The organism is Dyella kyungheensis (genome assembly GCF_016905005.1).
Taxonomy (GTDB): domain Bacteria; phylum Pseudomonadota; class Gammaproteobacteria; order Xanthomonadales; family Rhodanobacteraceae; genus Dyella; species Dyella kyungheensis.
Genome location: NZ_JADIKC010000003.1, coordinates 56,617 through 72,078, shown reverse-complemented (window position 1 = coordinate 72,078; position 15,462 = coordinate 56,617). Strand labels below are relative to the sequence as shown.

The 15,462-nt window shown below is 65.1% G+C and carries 15 protein-coding genes; 9 read left to right on the top strand and 6 right to left on the bottom strand.

Annotated features, from left to right (window positions below; genetic code table 11):
* Positions 1 to 86: 86 nt before the first annotated feature.
* Positions 87 to 1,127: a type IV pilus twitching motility protein PilT gene (locus ISP20_RS05045; RefSeq protein ID WP_204635002.1), complete on the bottom strand. Its 1,041-nt coding sequence runs from the start codon at positions 1,125 to 1,127 to the stop codon at positions 87 to 89.
* Positions 1,128 to 1,431: 304 nt separating this feature from the next.
* On the opposite strand from ISP20_RS05045, the gene proC reads away from it, so the two are divergent.
* The 3 genes from proC to ISP20_RS05030 all read left to right on the top strand — a co-directional run bounded on the left by proC (position 1,432) and on the right by ISP20_RS05030 (position 4,995).
* Entirely contained in the window at positions 1,432 to 2,256 is an 825-nt protein-coding gene (gene proC, locus ISP20_RS05040; protein WP_204635001.1) for a pyrroline-5-carboxylate reductase, read from the top strand.
* The gene (locus ISP20_RS05035) at positions 2,253 to 2,828 is read left to right on the top strand and encodes a YggT family protein (protein ID WP_204635000.1); all 576 of its coding nucleotides are present in this window, start codon (positions 2,253 to 2,255) and stop codon (positions 2,826 to 2,828) included. Before proC ends, ISP20_RS05035 begins: the two co-directional genes overlap by 4 nt.
* A 103-nt stretch (positions 2,829 to 2,931) precedes the next feature.
* The gene (locus ISP20_RS05030; protein ID WP_204634999.1) at positions 2,932 to 4,995 is read left to right on the top strand and encodes a M13 family metallopeptidase; all 2,064 of its coding nucleotides are present in this window, start codon (positions 2,932 to 2,934) and stop codon (positions 4,993 to 4,995) included.
* Between the two features lie 199 nt (positions 4,996 to 5,194).
* On the opposite strand, the gene ISP20_RS05025 is transcribed toward ISP20_RS05030, so the two are convergent.
* The 3 genes from ISP20_RS05025 to pdxH are packed head-to-tail and all read right to left on the bottom strand — an operon-like array spanning position 5,195 to position 7,079.
* The gene (locus ISP20_RS05025) at positions 5,195 to 6,019 is read right to left on the bottom strand and encodes a helical backbone metal receptor (RefSeq protein WP_204634998.1); all 825 of its coding nucleotides are present in this window, start codon (positions 6,017 to 6,019) and stop codon (positions 5,195 to 5,197) included.
* A gap of 4 nt (positions 6,020 to 6,023) precedes the next feature.
* Positions 6,024 to 6,461 carry a secondary thiamine-phosphate synthase enzyme YjbQ gene (locus ISP20_RS05020; protein ID WP_204634997.1) on the bottom strand — a complete coding sequence of 146 codons (438 nt, stop codon included), beginning with the start codon at positions 6,459 to 6,461 and terminating at the stop codon, positions 6,024 to 6,026.
* Between the two features lie 30 nt (positions 6,462 to 6,491).
* The gene (pdxH, locus tag ISP20_RS05015; protein ID WP_204634996.1) at positions 6,492 to 7,079 is read right to left on the bottom strand and encodes a pyridoxamine 5'-phosphate oxidase; all 588 of its coding nucleotides are present in this window, start codon (positions 7,077 to 7,079) and stop codon (positions 6,492 to 6,494) included.
* Between the two features lie 42 nt (positions 7,080 to 7,121).
* Between pdxH and ISP20_RS05010 the strand changes: the two genes are divergently transcribed.
* On the top strand, positions 7,122 to 7,952 hold the full coding sequence (locus tag ISP20_RS05010; RefSeq protein ID WP_204634995.1) for a kinase: 831 nt from the start codon (positions 7,122 to 7,124) through the stop codon (positions 7,950 to 7,952).
* Positions 7,953 to 7,975: 23 nt separating this feature from the next.
* On the opposite strand, the gene ISP20_RS05005 is transcribed toward ISP20_RS05010, so the two are convergent.
* Positions 7,976 to 8,320: a YbjQ family protein gene (locus ISP20_RS05005; protein WP_204634994.1), complete on the bottom strand. Its 345-nt coding sequence runs from the start codon at positions 8,318 to 8,320 to the stop codon at positions 7,976 to 7,978.
* Between the two features lie 43 nt (positions 8,321 to 8,363).
* Positions 8,364 to 9,197: an NAD-dependent epimerase/dehydratase family protein gene (locus ISP20_RS05000; RefSeq protein WP_204634993.1), complete on the bottom strand. Its 834-nt coding sequence runs from the start codon at positions 9,195 to 9,197 to the stop codon at positions 8,364 to 8,366.
* 58 nt (positions 9,198 to 9,255) lie between these two features.
* On the opposite strand from ISP20_RS05000, the gene ISP20_RS04995 reads away from it, so the two are divergent.
* From ISP20_RS04995 to ISP20_RS04975, 5 genes are all read left to right on the top strand, one after another.
* Positions 9,256 to 9,783 (top strand): shikimate kinase, encoded by a 528-nt coding sequence (locus ISP20_RS04995; protein WP_204634992.1) that lies wholly within the window; start codon positions 9,256 to 9,258, stop codon positions 9,781 to 9,783.
* 4 nt (positions 9,784 to 9,787) lie between these two features.
* Complete coding sequence (gene aroB, locus ISP20_RS04990; RefSeq protein WP_204634991.1) at positions 9,788 to 10,891, top strand: 3-dehydroquinate synthase; 1,104 nt, start codon at positions 9,788 to 9,790, stop codon at positions 10,889 to 10,891.
* Between the two features lie 136 nt (positions 10,892 to 11,027).
* Complete coding sequence (locus ISP20_RS04985) at positions 11,028 to 11,288, top strand: WGR domain-containing protein (RefSeq protein WP_204634990.1); 261 nt, start codon at positions 11,028 to 11,030, stop codon at positions 11,286 to 11,288.
* Position 11,289: 1 nt separating this feature from the next.
* Positions 11,290 to 12,357, top strand: coding sequence for a uroporphyrinogen decarboxylase (gene hemE, locus ISP20_RS04980; protein WP_204634989.1), 1,068 nt, complete (start codon positions 11,290 to 11,292; stop codon positions 12,355 to 12,357).
* Positions 12,358 to 12,615: 258 nt separating this feature from the next.
* The gene (locus ISP20_RS04975) at positions 12,616 to 15,423 is read left to right on the top strand and encodes a valine--tRNA ligase (protein ID WP_204634988.1); all 2,808 of its coding nucleotides are present in this window, start codon (positions 12,616 to 12,618) and stop codon (positions 15,421 to 15,423) included.
* The last annotated feature ends 39 nt before the right edge of the window (positions 15,424 to 15,462 follow it).

The following is a 15,462-nucleotide window of genomic DNA, read 5'->3' as shown; positions in this document are numbered from 1 at the left end:
GGCGGTTAGTGGTGAACAGTAAATAGTGAATGGAGAAAGCAGGACGGCAAGTTCGTTCTTAGCCTTTACCATTCACCCTTTACCATTTACCCCTTGAAAATGTCTTTGTTGCGCGCGTAGCCCATCGCCTGCTGGCGCGTCACCAGACCGCGCTTCACCAGGTCCTGCAGGTTCTGGTCGAGCGTCTGCATGCCGTGCTGCTGGCCGGTCTGGATGGACGAGTACATCTGCGCCACCTTGTCCTCGCGGATCAGGTTGCGGATCGCGGGGATGCCGACCATGATCTCGTGCGCCGCGATACGTCCGCCGCCCACCTTCTTCAGCAGCGACTGCGAAATCACCGCGCGCAGCGACTCGGACAGCATCGAGCGCACCATCGGCTTTTCGCCGGCGGGGAACACGTCGATGATGCGGTCGATGGTCTTGGCGGCCGAACTGGTGTGCAGCGTGCCGAACACCAGGTGGCCGGTTTCCGCCGCGGTCAGCGCCAGGCGGATGGTTTCCAGGTCGCGCAACTCGCCGACCAGCACATAGTCGGGATCTTCGCGCAGCGCCGAACGCAGCGCCTCGTTGAAGCCATGCGTGTCGCGATGGACTTCGCGCTGGTTGATCAGGCACTTCTGCGAGGTGTGCACGAATTCGATCGGATCCTCGATGGTGAGGATGTGGCCGTATTCGTTCTTGTTGATGTGGTCGACCATCGCCGCCAGCGTGGTGGACTTGCCCGAACCGGTGGGACCGGTCACCAGGATCAGGCCCTGCGGCTGCTCGATCAGTTCGCGGAACACGGCCGGCGCAGCCAGGTCTTCCAGCGTGAGCACTTCGGACGGAATGGTACGGAACACCGCACCCGCGCCGCGGTTCTGGTTGAACGCGTTGACGCGGAATCGCGCCAGGCCGGGAATCTCGAACGAGAAGTCGACCTCGAGGAATTCTTCGTAGTCGCGGCGCTGCTTGTCCGACATGATGTCGTAGATCAGCGAGTGGACCTGCTTGTGCTCGAGCGCGGGAATATTGATGCGGCGAACGTCGCCGTCCACGCGGATCATCGGCGGCAGGCCGGCGGACAAGTGCAAGTCCGAGGCCTTGTTCTTCACCGAGAAGGCAAGCAGTTCGGCGATATCCATCTGGTTTCCCCTTGAACCCGATCATCTGGATGGCAGGCCCCGGGGCGGAAGGCGGTTCCCCCGGACGCGACGATGCGGCGCGCTGGCGCCAAGCCGTCCGACAGGTCCATTCCCCGTTCCCAAGCTGCGGCCCGATACTACTAGCCGTGCGGGCCGGGCCACCAGTCTTTCCTTTGGCCGTAAGCCGCAAACTGCGGACCAGGTTGGAAGTTGCACTGCCGAAGGCTGGCAGGAAGGCACTTTCGCCACAGGACGGGCAGGCCCGGCCTCCGGTAAGGTACGTGGCCATCAGCGAGGACCCTGCATGACACGTATCGCTTTCATCGGCGGCGGCAACATGGCACGCAGCCTGATCGGCGGCTTGCTCAAGACCGGCGTGGCCGCCTCGTCGATCACCGTGGCCGAACCGCGGGCCGAGGCGCGCCAGGAACTGGGACGCGACTTCGGCATCGCCAGCTATGCCGAGAACCGCCTCGCCGCGGCGGAGGCCGACGTGCTGGTGCTGGCGGTGAAGCCGCAGATCATGCCGGCCATCCATGCCGAGCTGCAGGACATGCTGGTGCGCCAGCGGCCCCTGCTGATCTCGATTGCCGCCGGTGTGCGCATCGACCAGCTCGAGCGCTGGTTCGGGCATGCGCTGGCCATCGTACGTTGCATGCCCAATACGCCGGCCCTGATCGGTGCGGGTGCCACGGGACTGTTCGCCAATCGCCGCGTCAGCCCGGAACAGCGCGCCAAGGCGCAGCACATCATGGATGCGGTGGGTATCACCCGGTGGGTCGAGGACGAAGCGTTGATCGATACGGTGACCGGCCTTTCCGGTTCCGGCCCGGCCTATTTCTTCGCCATGGTGGAAGCGCTGGAAGATGCCGCGTTCGCCCAGGGCATGTCGCGTGAAACGGCGCGCGCCCTCGCCGCACAGACCTGCCTCGGCGCCGGCCGCATGCTGGTCGAAAGCGGCGAAGATCCCGGCGTGCTGCGCCAGCGCGTGACCTCGCCCAACGGCACCACGCAGGCCGCCCTGGAAAGCTTTGCCGCCGATCACCTCGCCCAGATCGTTACCCGCGCCGTGGCCGCCGCTTCGCGCCGGGCCGGCGAATTGGCCGCTGCCCTGGATCATCAATCGTGAGCTATCTCCTCAACGCCCTCTCTTTCATCGTCGAGCTGGCCTTTGGTGCCGCGGCCGCCTTGTTCGTACTGCGCCTGCTGGCCGAAGCCAGCCGGGTGGACTTCAACAACCCGCTCAGCCAGTTCGTCTATCGCACCACCAACCCGGTACTGGCGCCGATCCGCCGCCTGCTGCCGAACTGGCGCCGCATCAATATCGCTGCCCTGCTGATCGTCTGGCTGCTGATGCTGATCAAGCGCATCGTGCTGTTTGCGTTGCTGGGCCTGTTCCCGCACGTGCTGGGGCTGATCGTGCTGTCCATCGCGGACATGCTGGATTTCATCGCCATGTTCTACGTGGTGCTGATCTTCATCTGGTCGCTGATGAGCCTGTTCCAGGTCGAGACCTATCACCCGGTCTACCGCCTGGCCGGCAGCCTGGTGGCACCGCTGCTGCGTCCGTTGCGCGGCAAGCTCACCGCGGGCGGCCTGGATTTCGCGCCGTGGGCGGTGATGATCGCGCTGATCCTCGCGCGCATCCTGCTGGTGTCGCCGCTGGCCGATCTCGGCGCGCGGCTGGCGCTCGGCGTCTGAACTTCTTCCACGCTCACGACGCGCCGTGCCGGCTTCATCGCCGGCCGGTGCGCCCTGTGCGGTCAATCGTCATGTCCAACCTCTCTTCTGGAGAATGCTTCGCATGAAAGCGACCTTGCCTGCCCTGCCCCGCCGCCTGCTCGTGCTGGCGCTTGCCGCCGCCTCCGTCGGCAGCGTTTATGCCGCCACCACTACCCCTGCCAGCAAACCCGACGTGGTGGCCGATCACATCGATACTTCGGTGAAACCTGGCGACGATTTCTTCGAGTTTGCCAACGGCGCGTGGCTGAAGAGCCATCCGATTCCGCCCGAGGAATCGCAGTGGGGCATCGGCCAGGTGGTGCAGGACGAGCTGTACGCCAAGCTGCGCAAGATCAGTGAGGACGCCGCCGCCGACAAGAACGCGGCGCCCGGCAGCGACGAACAGAAAATCGGCGATTTCTGGACCACCGCGATGGACCAGGCGCTGGCCGACAAGCTCGGCGTCACGCCGTTGAACGACGAACTGGCGCGCATCGACGCGGTGCACGACGTGAATTCCGCGCTCGACGAAGCGTTCGCGCTGCAGCTGCTGGGCGTCGGTCCGTTCTTCGACTTCTCCGTGCAGCAGGATGAGAAACAGAGCGACGCGATGGCCGTGCACCTGTGGCAGGGCGGCCTGGGCTTGCCGGAACGCGACTACTACTTCAACAAGGAAAAGGGTGTCGCCAAGGTACGCGCCGCGTACGAGGAGCATCTGCATCGCTCCTTCCGCATGCTGGGCAAGAACGACGCCGAAGCGGCCAGCAGTGCCAAGCAGGTGATGGCGTTCGAAACCGCGCTTGCCAAGGTATCGCGTCCGCTGGCCGAGCTGCGTGATCCGCAGAAGAACTACAACAAGATGGCGCCAGCCGATCTCACGGCGAAATACACGCCGTCCATCGCGTGGAAAACGCGCCTGGCCGGATGGAAGCTGTCGCCCAACGAGGTGATCGTCGGCCAGCCGGAATTTTTCAGCGGCCTGCAGGCACTGCTGGCCAAGACGCCCACGCCGGTGATTCGCGACTACATGCGCGCGCATCTTGTGGACACCTATGCCAGCTACCTGAGCGCGGATTTCGACAACGAACACTTCGACTTCTACGGCCACACGCTGAATGGCCAGGCCCAGCAGAAGCCGCGTTGGAAGCGCGCCTTGCGCGCGGAAAACAAATCGCTCGGCATGATCCTCGGCCGCATCTATGTGAAGGACTATTTCTCCGAAGCAGCCAAGCAGCGCTACAACACGATGGTGGAAGCGATCCGCACCGCCTACGGCGAGCGCATCGACAAGCTGGACTGGATGAGCGCAGCCACCAAGGCGAAAGCGCACGAAAAGCTCGCTGCCGTCACCAAGAAGGTGGGCTATCCTGACAAGTGGAAGGACTATTCCAAGCTCACCATCGGCCGCACCTCGTACGCGCAGAACATGATGAATGCCACGCGCTGGCAGACCGAGGACATGATCTCCAAGTTCGGCAAGCCGGTGGACCGCAACGAATGGGAAATGTCGCCGCAGACGTACAACGCGTACTACAACCCATCCAACAACGAAATCGTGCTGCCCGCCGCGCAGTTCATGATCCCGGGCTTCACCGACAACCAGATCGACGATGCCGTGGTCTACGGCTACGTGGCCGCCTCCACCATCGGCCACGAAATCACCCACGGCTTCGACGACGAAGGCCGCCAGTACGACGCCAAGGGCAACCTGGTCGACTGGTGGAGCAAGGAAGACGCCGCCCGCTTCAAGCAGCGTGCCGACGTGATGGTCAAGCAGTTCAATGCGTACGAGCCGCTGCCCGGCATCCACATCAACGGCGAGGCCAGCCTGGGCGAGAACATCGCCGACTTCGGCGGCATCATGATCGGCATCGATGCGTTCAAGAAGACCGAGCAATACAAGAAGGGCGAGAAGATCGCCGGCTATACGCCGATGCAGCGCTTCTTCCTTGGTTATGCGCTGGGCTGGTTGTCGCAGGAGCGCGAAGAGCAGCTGCGCACCGGCTTGCTCTCGGATGTACACGCACCGGCGAAGTGGCGCGTGAATGGACCGCTGTCGAATGTGCCGGATTTTTATGAGGCGTTCGATGTGAAGCAGGGCCAGCCGATGTGGCGGCCGGAGAATCAGCGGGTGAAAATCTGGTAATTGCCTCTTGTTCCCTCTCCCCGTCGGGGAGAGGGCTGGGGTGAGGGGCGGGTGCTCGCGGGAACGCTTCTATCCCCACCACCCATTGTGGGAGCGCACCCTGTGCGCGACAGCCACGTTGCGGTGTATCGCTCCGTAGGTTTGTCGCGCACCGGGTGCGCTCCCACAAGGGTTCGGAAATTTTCGACGGCGCACCACGTCAGCTGCCGTGCTTGCGGTCCCACTCCGAAAAGATCCCATGCATTGCCTCAAGCCCATCGAACAACGCCGCCGGCCCCGGCTGCAAGATGATCGGCGATTTGATCTCGAACAGCTCACCGTCACGCACCGCCGGAATCGCATCCCAGCCCTCGCGCGCCGCCACCCGCTCAGGCCGGAACCGCTTCCCGCACCATGAGCCCAGGATGATGTCCGGCGCCGCACGCACCACCTCGGTCGGATCGGCCAGGATGCGGTGCTTGGCCAGCGACTCGCCCGACATCTGCGGAAACACGTCTTCGCCGCCGGCGATACGTACCAGCTCCGCCACCCAGCGGATGCCGGTGATCAACGGATCGTCCCATTCCTCGAAGTACACCTTCGGACGCCGCGCGAACTGGGCCGCCTGCGACTGGATGCGTTCGATCTGCTCCTCGGCTTTTCGCGCATAGGCATCCGCCTTCTCGGCAGCGCCCACCATCGCACCCAGGCGACGGATATAAGCGAGGATGCCGTCCACGCTGCGGTGGTTGCTGATCCATACCTCCACGCCAGCCTTGATCAGCTCACGCGCGATATCGGCCTGGATATCGGAGAAGCCGACCACGAAATCCGGTTCGAGCTTGAGGATCTCTTCGATCTTTGCGCTGGTGAAGGCCGATACCTTGGGCTTTTCCTTGCGCGCCCGCGGCGGACGCACGGTGAAGCCGGAGATGCCGACGATGCGGTGCTCCTCGCCCAGTGCGTAGAGCACTTCGGTGGGTTCTTCGGTAAGGCAGACGATGCGCTGCGGATAGTGGTCGGTGCTGCTGCGAATCTTGCTCACGCTTTCAATGTCCCAACACGGTCACCGTGATCTTGCGCTGATGCGGATCGAGCCGGTGTTCCCACAGATAGATGCCTTGCCAGGTGCCCAACTGCGGCTTTCCCGCATGCACGGGGACCACCAGGCTGACGCCGGTAAGAATGGCACGCACATGTGACGGCATGTCGTCCGGACCTTCCTCGTCGTGGCGGAAGATCGTGTCGCCGTCGGGCACCGCGCGCGCGAACCAGCGTTCGAGGTCCTCGCGCACGGCCGGATCGGCGTTCTCGCTGATCAGCAGCGAGCAACTGGTGTGCAGGCTGAAGACATGGGCGATGCCCGTATGCACACCGCTGGCGCTGACGACGTCGGCCACCTTGTCGGTGATCTCGGTGAAACCACGGCCACGCGTATGCACGACGAAGCCATTCTGGGCGACATGATCAGCGGGCGCTGCACGCATGCGGGTAAGCCTCCGAATGGCCTCGTTGAGTTACGGGTACAGCAGACGGCTCGTCCAGGTCTGGCCGTGGCGGCTCCAGCGCACGCGTTCGTGCAGCCGGAAATCCGCGCCGTACCAGAACTCCACCATGTCAGGTTCGACCACGTAACCGCCCCAGTGCGGGGGGCGTGCCACTTCGCGACCTTCGAATTCGTGCTCGTATCGCGCGTAGCGCTGCTCGAAGGTGTCGCGGTCGGGCAACGTCTGCGACTGCAGCGACGCCCACGCACCGAGCTGGCTCTCGCGCGCACGGGTGGCGAAATAAGCGTCGGACTCTTCCGGCTGCAGCTTGCGCGCCACGCCTTCGACGCGCACTTGCACCGCATTGCGCAGTCGCTTCCAGTGGAAGCAGAGCGCCACTTGCGGATGCGCTTCGAGCTGGCCGCCCTTGTCGCTCTCGTAGTTGGTGTAGAAACGGAAGCCGCGCTCGTCGGCGCCCTTGAGCAGCACGATGCGCGAACTTACGCGGCCAGCAGCGTCGACGGTGGCCAGGTTCATGGACGTGGGTTCGGCTTCCCCCGCCGCAACGGCTTCGTCCAGCAGTTGCACAAATGTGTCGAGAATTTCGGTTTTCAGCATGGGGGTCTTGAATCGTGGCTCGCGCGCGCCATCATGGCTGGCATGTCTCCAGATGCTAGCACGCAGAATTCAACCCTGGCCGGGCACCTGCTCGACCAGTACGCCGGCCGCATAGCCCGCGCCCGACGCCCCTATGTGCTTGGGCTGTCAGGCCTCCAGGGCAGCGGCAAGAGCACGCTGGCGCGCGAGATGAAGGCCCAGGCGGAAGCCCGTGGCTGGCCGACCGAGGTGTTGTCGCTGGACGACTTCTATTATTCGCGAAGCGAACGTGAAGTCCTTGCTCACCAGATCCACCCGTTGCTGCGTACGCGCGGCGTGCCGGGCACGCATGAAATCGAGTTGCTGCTGTCGGTGCTGGCCGCGTTGCCGCAGGCCTCGGACAAGTTGCCGGTGAGCTACCCGCGCTTCGACAAGGGCCGCGACACCCGCGTGGCGCCGTCGAAATGGCCCAAGGTGGTCCGGCCGCCCAAGCTGGTCATCCTTGAAGGCTGGGCGCTGGGTCTGCGACCGCAGTTGCAGGCCGCGCTGCTGCAACCGGTGAATTCGCTGGAACGCGACGAAGACCCGGAAGGCGTCTGGCGCCACTGGGTCAACAAGCAGCTGCGCGCCTACCAACCGCTTTGGCGCAAGCTCGATGCACTGATCGTGCTACAGGCACCGAACTGGGAAATCGTGCGCAAGTGGCGCAGCGAGCAGGAAGAAGAGCTGCTGGCCCGACATGCGCCATTGGCGATGGATGCCGACACCATGCTGCGCTTTCTCGCCCACTACGAACGACTGAGCCGACACGCACTGGCCACGCTGGCCGAGCAGGCCGACACCTCGGTGGAATACGACGATGACCGTCACGTCATCGCCCTCAACCACAGCTGATCGTCAGCGCCTGTCGAAGGCTTTCAGGCCGCCGGCTCGACCAGCACCGCCGTGCCGTAGGCCAGCACCTCGGTGACGCCTTCGGCCACGTCGTTGGCGTCGTAGCGCATGCCGATCACGGCGTTGGCGCCGCGCTCGGCGGCGTGGCGCAGCATCAGCTCGAACGCCTCTTCGCGCGCTTTCTCGCACAGCTCCGTGTAGATCGTGATGTTGCCGCCCACCAACGTCTGCAGCGCGGCACCGAGATTGCCGACCACGCTGCGCGAACGCACGGTAAGGCCGCGCACGATGCCCATCGGGCGGACGATGCGATGACCCGGCAAATCGTTGCCGGTGGTGACCATGTGGAGCGATACATTGCCAGGCATGAGCTCTCTCCAGGCTGGGTTCAAAGCGAACGTAGATCGTGACTCAAGCGCCGTCGTCCAGCAATGCGGCGTAGCCTTCGCGCGCATCGGGCCACTGCGGCACGAAGCCGCTGGCACGCAAGCGTGCATTGCTCAGGCGCTTGCTGCCCACGCCCGCCGGCGCTTCGCCGTCGGCAGGCAGCGGCGCGTGCACGCGCCGGGCGAGATCGTCGTAGAGCACGTCGAGCGGCAGCGGCGTGTTGTCCACACCCAGGTAGAGCGGTGATGGCTCGGGCAGGAACAGCAAATGCACGATGGCGGCGGCCGCGTCGTCGACATGGATGCGGTTGGCCCAGTGCGCCTGCTTGCGCGGCACGCGCACGGCACCGCTGCGCAGGCGCTCGATCAGTTGCATGCGGCCAGGGCCGTAAAGACCGGCGAGCCGCAACACCACGGATGGCGTACTCTCGCTTGCATGGCGTTCGGCCTCCAACAAGACGCGGCCGTTGAAACCGGGCGGCGCGGGTGGCGTCTGCTCGTCGACCCAGGTATCGCCGTGTTCGCCGTACACGGCGCTGGAGGAGACGAACAGCAAACGCTGCAATCCCGGCGAGCCCACGGCATCCAGCAGATGGCGCAGACCGTCCACGAAGACCGCGCGATACAGCGCCTCGTCGCGCGCATCGGGGGTCGGCAGATAGACCAGGTGCGTGATGTGGTCCGGCAGCGCGCGCAAGCTCTCGGGCTGGGTCAGGTCGCCCTGTATGCCATGGATGCCGCCCTCGTCCGCGACGACGCCACGACGCAGCGCCCAGACCTCTTCGCCACGCATGCGCAGAAGACGCGCCACGCGCAGTCCCACGTCGCCCGCGCCGGCAATCAATACACGTGCACTCATGGCCTGTCCTCCGGCCCGCGGCAGCGCCGCGCGCGTTCGTGCCTGTTAGCATTTACCCATGAATCCATCGTGCAACCTGTTCATCGTCGGCCCGACCGGCGCCGGCAAGACGTCCATCGGGCGTCGGCTGGCGGACCATTATGGGCTGAGCTTCATCGATATCGATCACGAGATCGAGCGGGTCTGCGGCGTGCCGGTGAGCACGGTGTTCGAGATCGAGGGCGAGGCAGGCTTCCGGCAGCGCGAGCACGCCCTGCTGGAGGAATCGAGCCGGCGCAGCGGCGTGCTGCTGGCCACTGGCGCAGGAGCCGTGCTCGATCCGGCCAACCGCCGCCTGCTCGCCGAGCGCGGCTATGTGCTGTGGCTGCAGGCCACGCTGGAACAGCAACTGGAGCGCCTGGCGCAGGATCGCCAGCGCCCCTTGCTCGCTGGCGCCGATCGCGCGGAACGCCTCACTGCCATGGCGCAACGGCGCACCTCGCTGTACGAGGAAATCGCCGACCTCACCATCCCCGGCGCGCACGAAACCGTCCATGCTGCCAGCGCGCGCAGCATTCTTCTGATCGACCAGCACTGGCAACGGTAGCCGCATGACCATCCCCTCGCACGCCCCGCCCCGCACCATCGACGTCGCCCTTGGCGAGCGCAGCTATCCGGTATGGATCGGCCCCGGCCTGCTTCGTGATCGCGCCCGCTGGCGCGCCGCCTTGCGTGGCCGCCATGCCCTGGTGATCAGCAATACGACGGTGGCGCCGTTGTACCTGGACCGTGTGGCGGAAGGCCTGGACGGCCTGCAGTGGTCCTCGTTCCTGATCGACGATGGCGAGTCGCACAAGACCTTCGCCAACGTGGGCCGCGCGCTGGAGGCCCTGGCGCAGTTGGGCGCCACTCGCGATGCCTGCGTGGTAGCGCTCGGCGGTGGCGTGGTGGGCGATCTTGCCGGCTTCAGTGCCGCCTGCTGGATGCGCGGGATCGATTTCATCCAGATGCCGACCACGCTGCTGTCGATGGTCGATTCCTCCGTGGGCGGCAAGACCGGCGTGAACCTGCCCGCCGGCAAGAACCTGGTGGGCGCTTTCCACCAGCCCCGCGCCGTCGTCGCCGATACCGACACGCTGGCCACGCTACCCGAGCGCGAATACCGCGCGGGCCTGGCGGAAGTGGTGAAAGGCGCGGCCATCGGCGATCCGGCCTTCTTTGCGTGGCTGGAAGCAAACGCCGCGGCCCTGAATGCACGCGAGGCCGCTCCGTTGATCGAAGCCATTGCGCGCAAGGTGCAGTACAAGGCCGGCGTGGTGGCGCGTGATGAAACCGAACAGGGCGAGCGCGCCCTGCTCAATCTCGGTCACACCTTTGGCCACGCACTGGAAACGGCGGGCAAATACCAGGTGTTGTTGCACGGCGAAGGGGTGGCCGTGGGCATGCTGCTGGCGGCACGGCTGTCCGAACGACTGGGCATGAGCGCAGCGGCCGATACCCAGCGCCTGCATCGCCTGCTCGATGCCGTGGGCCTGCCGACATCGATTCCCGCCGGCATGGATCCCGAGCAGTTGCTGGCGCTGATGCGGCTGGACAAGAAGAATCTTGCGGGCACGTTGCGCTTGATTTTGTGGCGGGGCGTGGGTCGCGCGGAAATCATCAGCGGCGTGAATGAAACAGACGTGATGGCAGTACTGAGGGCGGCGACTCGCTGACGGGTCACGCTCCGTTGGTCGTCGCGCACAAGTGCGCTCCCACAGAGAGCCGCGCATCGTCGCACTCGCCCCTTGGGTGCCAAGCCTTCTAGAATGCGGGGTCTACGGCCCGCCGACCCATTTCGAACCGGAATCCATGCGCCTTTACCTGCAAGCCATGACCGCCACCGCCGAGGCGCCGCGCTATGTCCAGATCACGCTGGAGCAGGACTTGCTGGGCGGCTGGACGCTGTATCGCGAATCGGGCGTGCAAGGCGGCAAGGCCACGCTCAAGCGCGACCAATTCCTGGAACGCGACGATGCACTCGCCGCCTTCGAAAAAGCGCGCGATGCGCAAATCAAGCGCGGCTTCCGCGTGATGTTCAGCCAGGGCCTGGATGGGCCCTACGGACCTTGAAATGACCGATGTACTGAAGAACGACCGCTTCCTGCGCGCGCTGCGCCGGGAGGCCACCGACACCACGCCCGTGTGGGTGATGCGCCAGGCCGGCCGTTATCTGCCGGAATACCGCGCCACCCGCGCGCGCGCCGGCAGTTTCATGGCGCTTGCGCAGAACCCCGAACTGGCTTGCGAAGTGACGCTGCAGCCGCTCGAACGCTTCGAGCTGGACGCGGCCATCCTGTTCTCCGACATCCTCACCATTCCCGATGCGATGGGACTGGGGCTGAGCTTCGCCACCGGCGAAGGTCCGCAGTTCGCACACCCGGTGCGCACCAAGGCCGATATCGAGAAACTCGGCGTGCCCGACATGGAAAGCGAGCTGCGCTATGTGATGGACGCCGTGCGCGTGATCCGCAAGGAACTGCGCGGCCGCGTGCCGCTGATCGGCTTCTCCGGCAGCCCGTGGACGCTGGCCTGCTACATGGTGGAGGGCCAGGGTTCGCGCGATTTCGCCCGCCTGAAGGCCATGTGCTGGAGCGAGCCCGCCCTCGCCCACCGATTGCTCGATACCCTGGCCCAGTCCGTGGCGGCCTATCTGATTGCCCAGGCCGCCGCTGGCGCGCAGGCGTTGATGATTTTCGACACTTGGGGCGGCCTGCTCGGTCCGGCGCCGTTCCGCGAGTTCTCGCTGCGCTATATGGCGCAGGTGGTGGATGCGCTCAAGGCCCATCCGGCCAGCCGCGAATTGCCGGTGATCCTGTTCTCCAAGGGCGCCGGCCAGCACCTGTCCCGCATGGCCGATACCGGCTGCACCGCGCTGGGCGTGGACTGGACCATCGACCTGACCGATGCCCGCCAGGCCGTTGAGGGCCGCGTCGCGCTGCAGGGCAACCTGGACCCGGCCATCCTGCTGGCCGATCCCGAAGTGATCCGCCGCGAGGTACGCCGCGTACTGGACAGCTACGGCAACCACCCCGGCCATGTGTTCAACCTGGGCCATGGCATCACCCCGGAAGTGAATCCGGAGCATGTGAAGGTGCTGGTGGATGAGGTGCACGCATACGGCCGCCAGCTGCGCGGCTGATGCTTTGCTCCCTCTCCCCGGCGGGGAGAGGGCTGGGGTGAGGGGCGGAAAGGGCTGCTACCCCTCAAATTTTTCTAGAAAAACCCCATATTCCACTCAAGCGTTCGGGCAAGCCCCGACCCCTCACCCCAACCCTCTCCCCGCAGGGGAGAGGGAGCAAGAGCGCGGTCTTTGGCACCCCGGCGCCCCCGCCCGTACAATCGACCCTTTCACGCCAATCCCCACGCGCCGGCCCCGGCGCGCAATCGCGAGCCCCCGATGGACAAGAGTTTCGAACCCGGCCAGATCGAATCGAAGTGGTATACCGCCTGGGAAGCCAGCGGGGACTTCAAGCCGTCCGGCCAGGGCGAGCCCTACTGCATCCTGCTGCCGCCGCCGAACGTCACCGGCACCCTGCACATGGGTCATGCGTTCCAGCAGACCGTGATGGACATGCTGATCCGCTACCAGCGCATGCGCGGCATGAACACGCTGTGGCAGGTGGGTACCGACCACGCGGGCATCGCCACACAGAAGATCGTCGAGAACCAGCTCGCTGTCGAAAGCAAAACGCGCCACGACCTTGGCCGCGAAGCGTTCGTCGAGCGCGTGTGGCAGTGGAAGGAAGAGTCCGGTTCCACCATCACCAACCAGATGCGCCGCCTCGGCGTGGCGGCCGACTGGTCGCGCGAACGCTTCACCATGGACCCGGGCCTGTCGGCCGCGGTGCGCAAGGTGTTCGTCGACTGGTTCCGCGCGGGCTTGATCTACCGCGGCAACCGCCTGGTGAACTGGGACCCGGCACTGGGCACGGCGGTGTCCGATCTTGAAGTGAACAACGTGGAGCGCGACGGCCACCTGTGGTCGATCCGCTACAACACGGTCGACGGCAAGGACAGCGTGGTGGTGGCCACCACGCGTCCGGAAACCATGCTGGGCGACGTCGCCGTCGCCGTGAATCCGGAAGACGAGCGCTACACGCACCTGATCGGCAAGACGCTGCGCCTGCCGCTGAGCGGCCGCGAGATCCCGGTGATCGCCGACGACTACGTCGATCGCGAATTCGGCACCGGCTTCGTGAAGATCACCCCGGCGCACGATTTCAACGACTACGCCATCGGCCAGCGTCACAACCTCGCACCGATCAACATCTTCACGCTCGACGCGAAGGTCAACGAGAACGCCCCGGAAAAATACCGCGGCCTGGATCGCTACGAAGCGCGCAAGGCCGTGCTCGCCGATCTGGAAGCCGAAGGCCTGCTGGTGGAAACCAAGCCGCATAAGCTGCAGGTGCCGGTGAGCCAGCGTTCGGATGCGGTGATCGAGCCGATGCTCACCGACCAGTGGTTCCTCGACCTCACCAGCGAGAAGGGCCGCAAGGAAATCACCGAGCCCGCGCTCGACGCCGTGCGTTCGGGCGAAGTGAAGTTCGTGCCGGAAAACTGGAGCACCACCTACACGCAGTGGCTCGACAACATCCAGGACTGGTGCATCAGCCGCCAGCTGTGGTGGGGTCATCGCATCCCGGCGTGGTACGACGAAGCGGGCAACATCTTCGTGGGCGAAGACGAAGCCGACGCGCGTGCGCATGCCAGCACCACGCCGGTTGGCGCCCTGCATCAGGACGACGACGTGCTCGACACGTGGTTCAGCTCCGCGCTGTGGCCGTTCTCCACGCTCGGCTGGCCGATGCAGGGCCCGCAGAAGAACGAGCACGGCGAGCTGGTGGCGAACTGGGAAACCGACAACGTGTTTTTGCCCAGCGCCGTGCTGGTCACCGGTTTCGACATCATCTTCTTCTGGGTCGCGCGCATGGTGATGGCGACCAAGTACTTCACCGGACGTGTGCCGTTCCGCCATGTCTACATCAACGCCATCGTGCGTGATGCGGAAGGCCAGAAGATGTCCAAGTCCAAGGGCAACACGCTCGATCCGCTGGACCTGATCGACGGCATCGAGCTGGAGCCGTTGGTGGCCAAATCCACCAAGTCACTGCTGATTCCTCAGGTGCGCGAGAAGGTGGAAAAACGCATCCGCAAGGATTACCCGACCGGCATTCCCGCCATCGGCACCGATGCGCTGCGCTTCACTTTCGCCGCGCTCGCCAGCTATAGCCGCACCATCAACTTCGACATCAAGCGCGCCGAAGGCTACAAGGCGTTCTGCAACAAGCTGTGGAATGCCGCCCGCTTCGTACTGATGAACCTGCCGGAAGGCGAGCTGTCCGCGCCTGCGAATGGTCCGGTGACGGAAGCCGAACGCTGGATTCTCACGCGCCTCAAGCAGACGCTAACGGACGTCGAACAGCACTTCGCCAGCTACCGCTTCGACCTGCTCGCGCAGGAGCTGTACGAATTCACCTGGAACGAGTTCTGCGACTGGTTCCTGGAACTGTCCAAGCCGGCCTTGAACGGCGACGACGCGGCAGCGGCGGCCTCCACCCGTCACACTCTGGTGGTGGTGTTGGAAACCATCCTGCGCGCGCTGCATCCGATCGTGCCGTTCATCAGCGAAGAGATCTGGCATTCGGTGTCGCTGAAGCTGGCCTTGCCTGAGAAGTTCCTGATGGAGCGCCCGTGGCCGAAGGCCGACGCCATCGTTGCCGACGACGCGGCCACCGCGGAAATCGAATGGTTCAAGAACGTGCTGAGCGGCATCCGCCGCATCCGCGCGGAAATGAACATCGCACCGGGCAAGACCATCCCGCTGCTGCTCGCCGACGGCGATGCGGGCGATCGCGCCCGCGCGGCCAAGTTCGCCGCGCAGATCAGCTTCCTCGCTCGCGTGGATGCGCCGCAGTGGATCGAGTCGGATGCGAACGAACCTGCCGCTGCCGTGGCCGTGGTCGGTTCGATGCGCGTGCTGATTCCGCTGGCCGGCCTGATCGACCTTGCTGCGGAGAAGACGCGTTTGTCCAAGGAGATTTCGCGCATCGAGGGCGAGATCAAGAAGTGCGAAGGCAAGTTGGGCAACGCGAACTTCGTGGCCAATGCACCGGCGGAGGTGGTGGCGCAGGAGCGTCAGCGCATCACGGACTGGGGCGTGCAGCTGACGGCGTTGCGCGAGCAGGCGCAGAAGCTGGGCTGATCGCACGCTTGCTTTCTGTGGGAGCGCACTTGTGCGCGA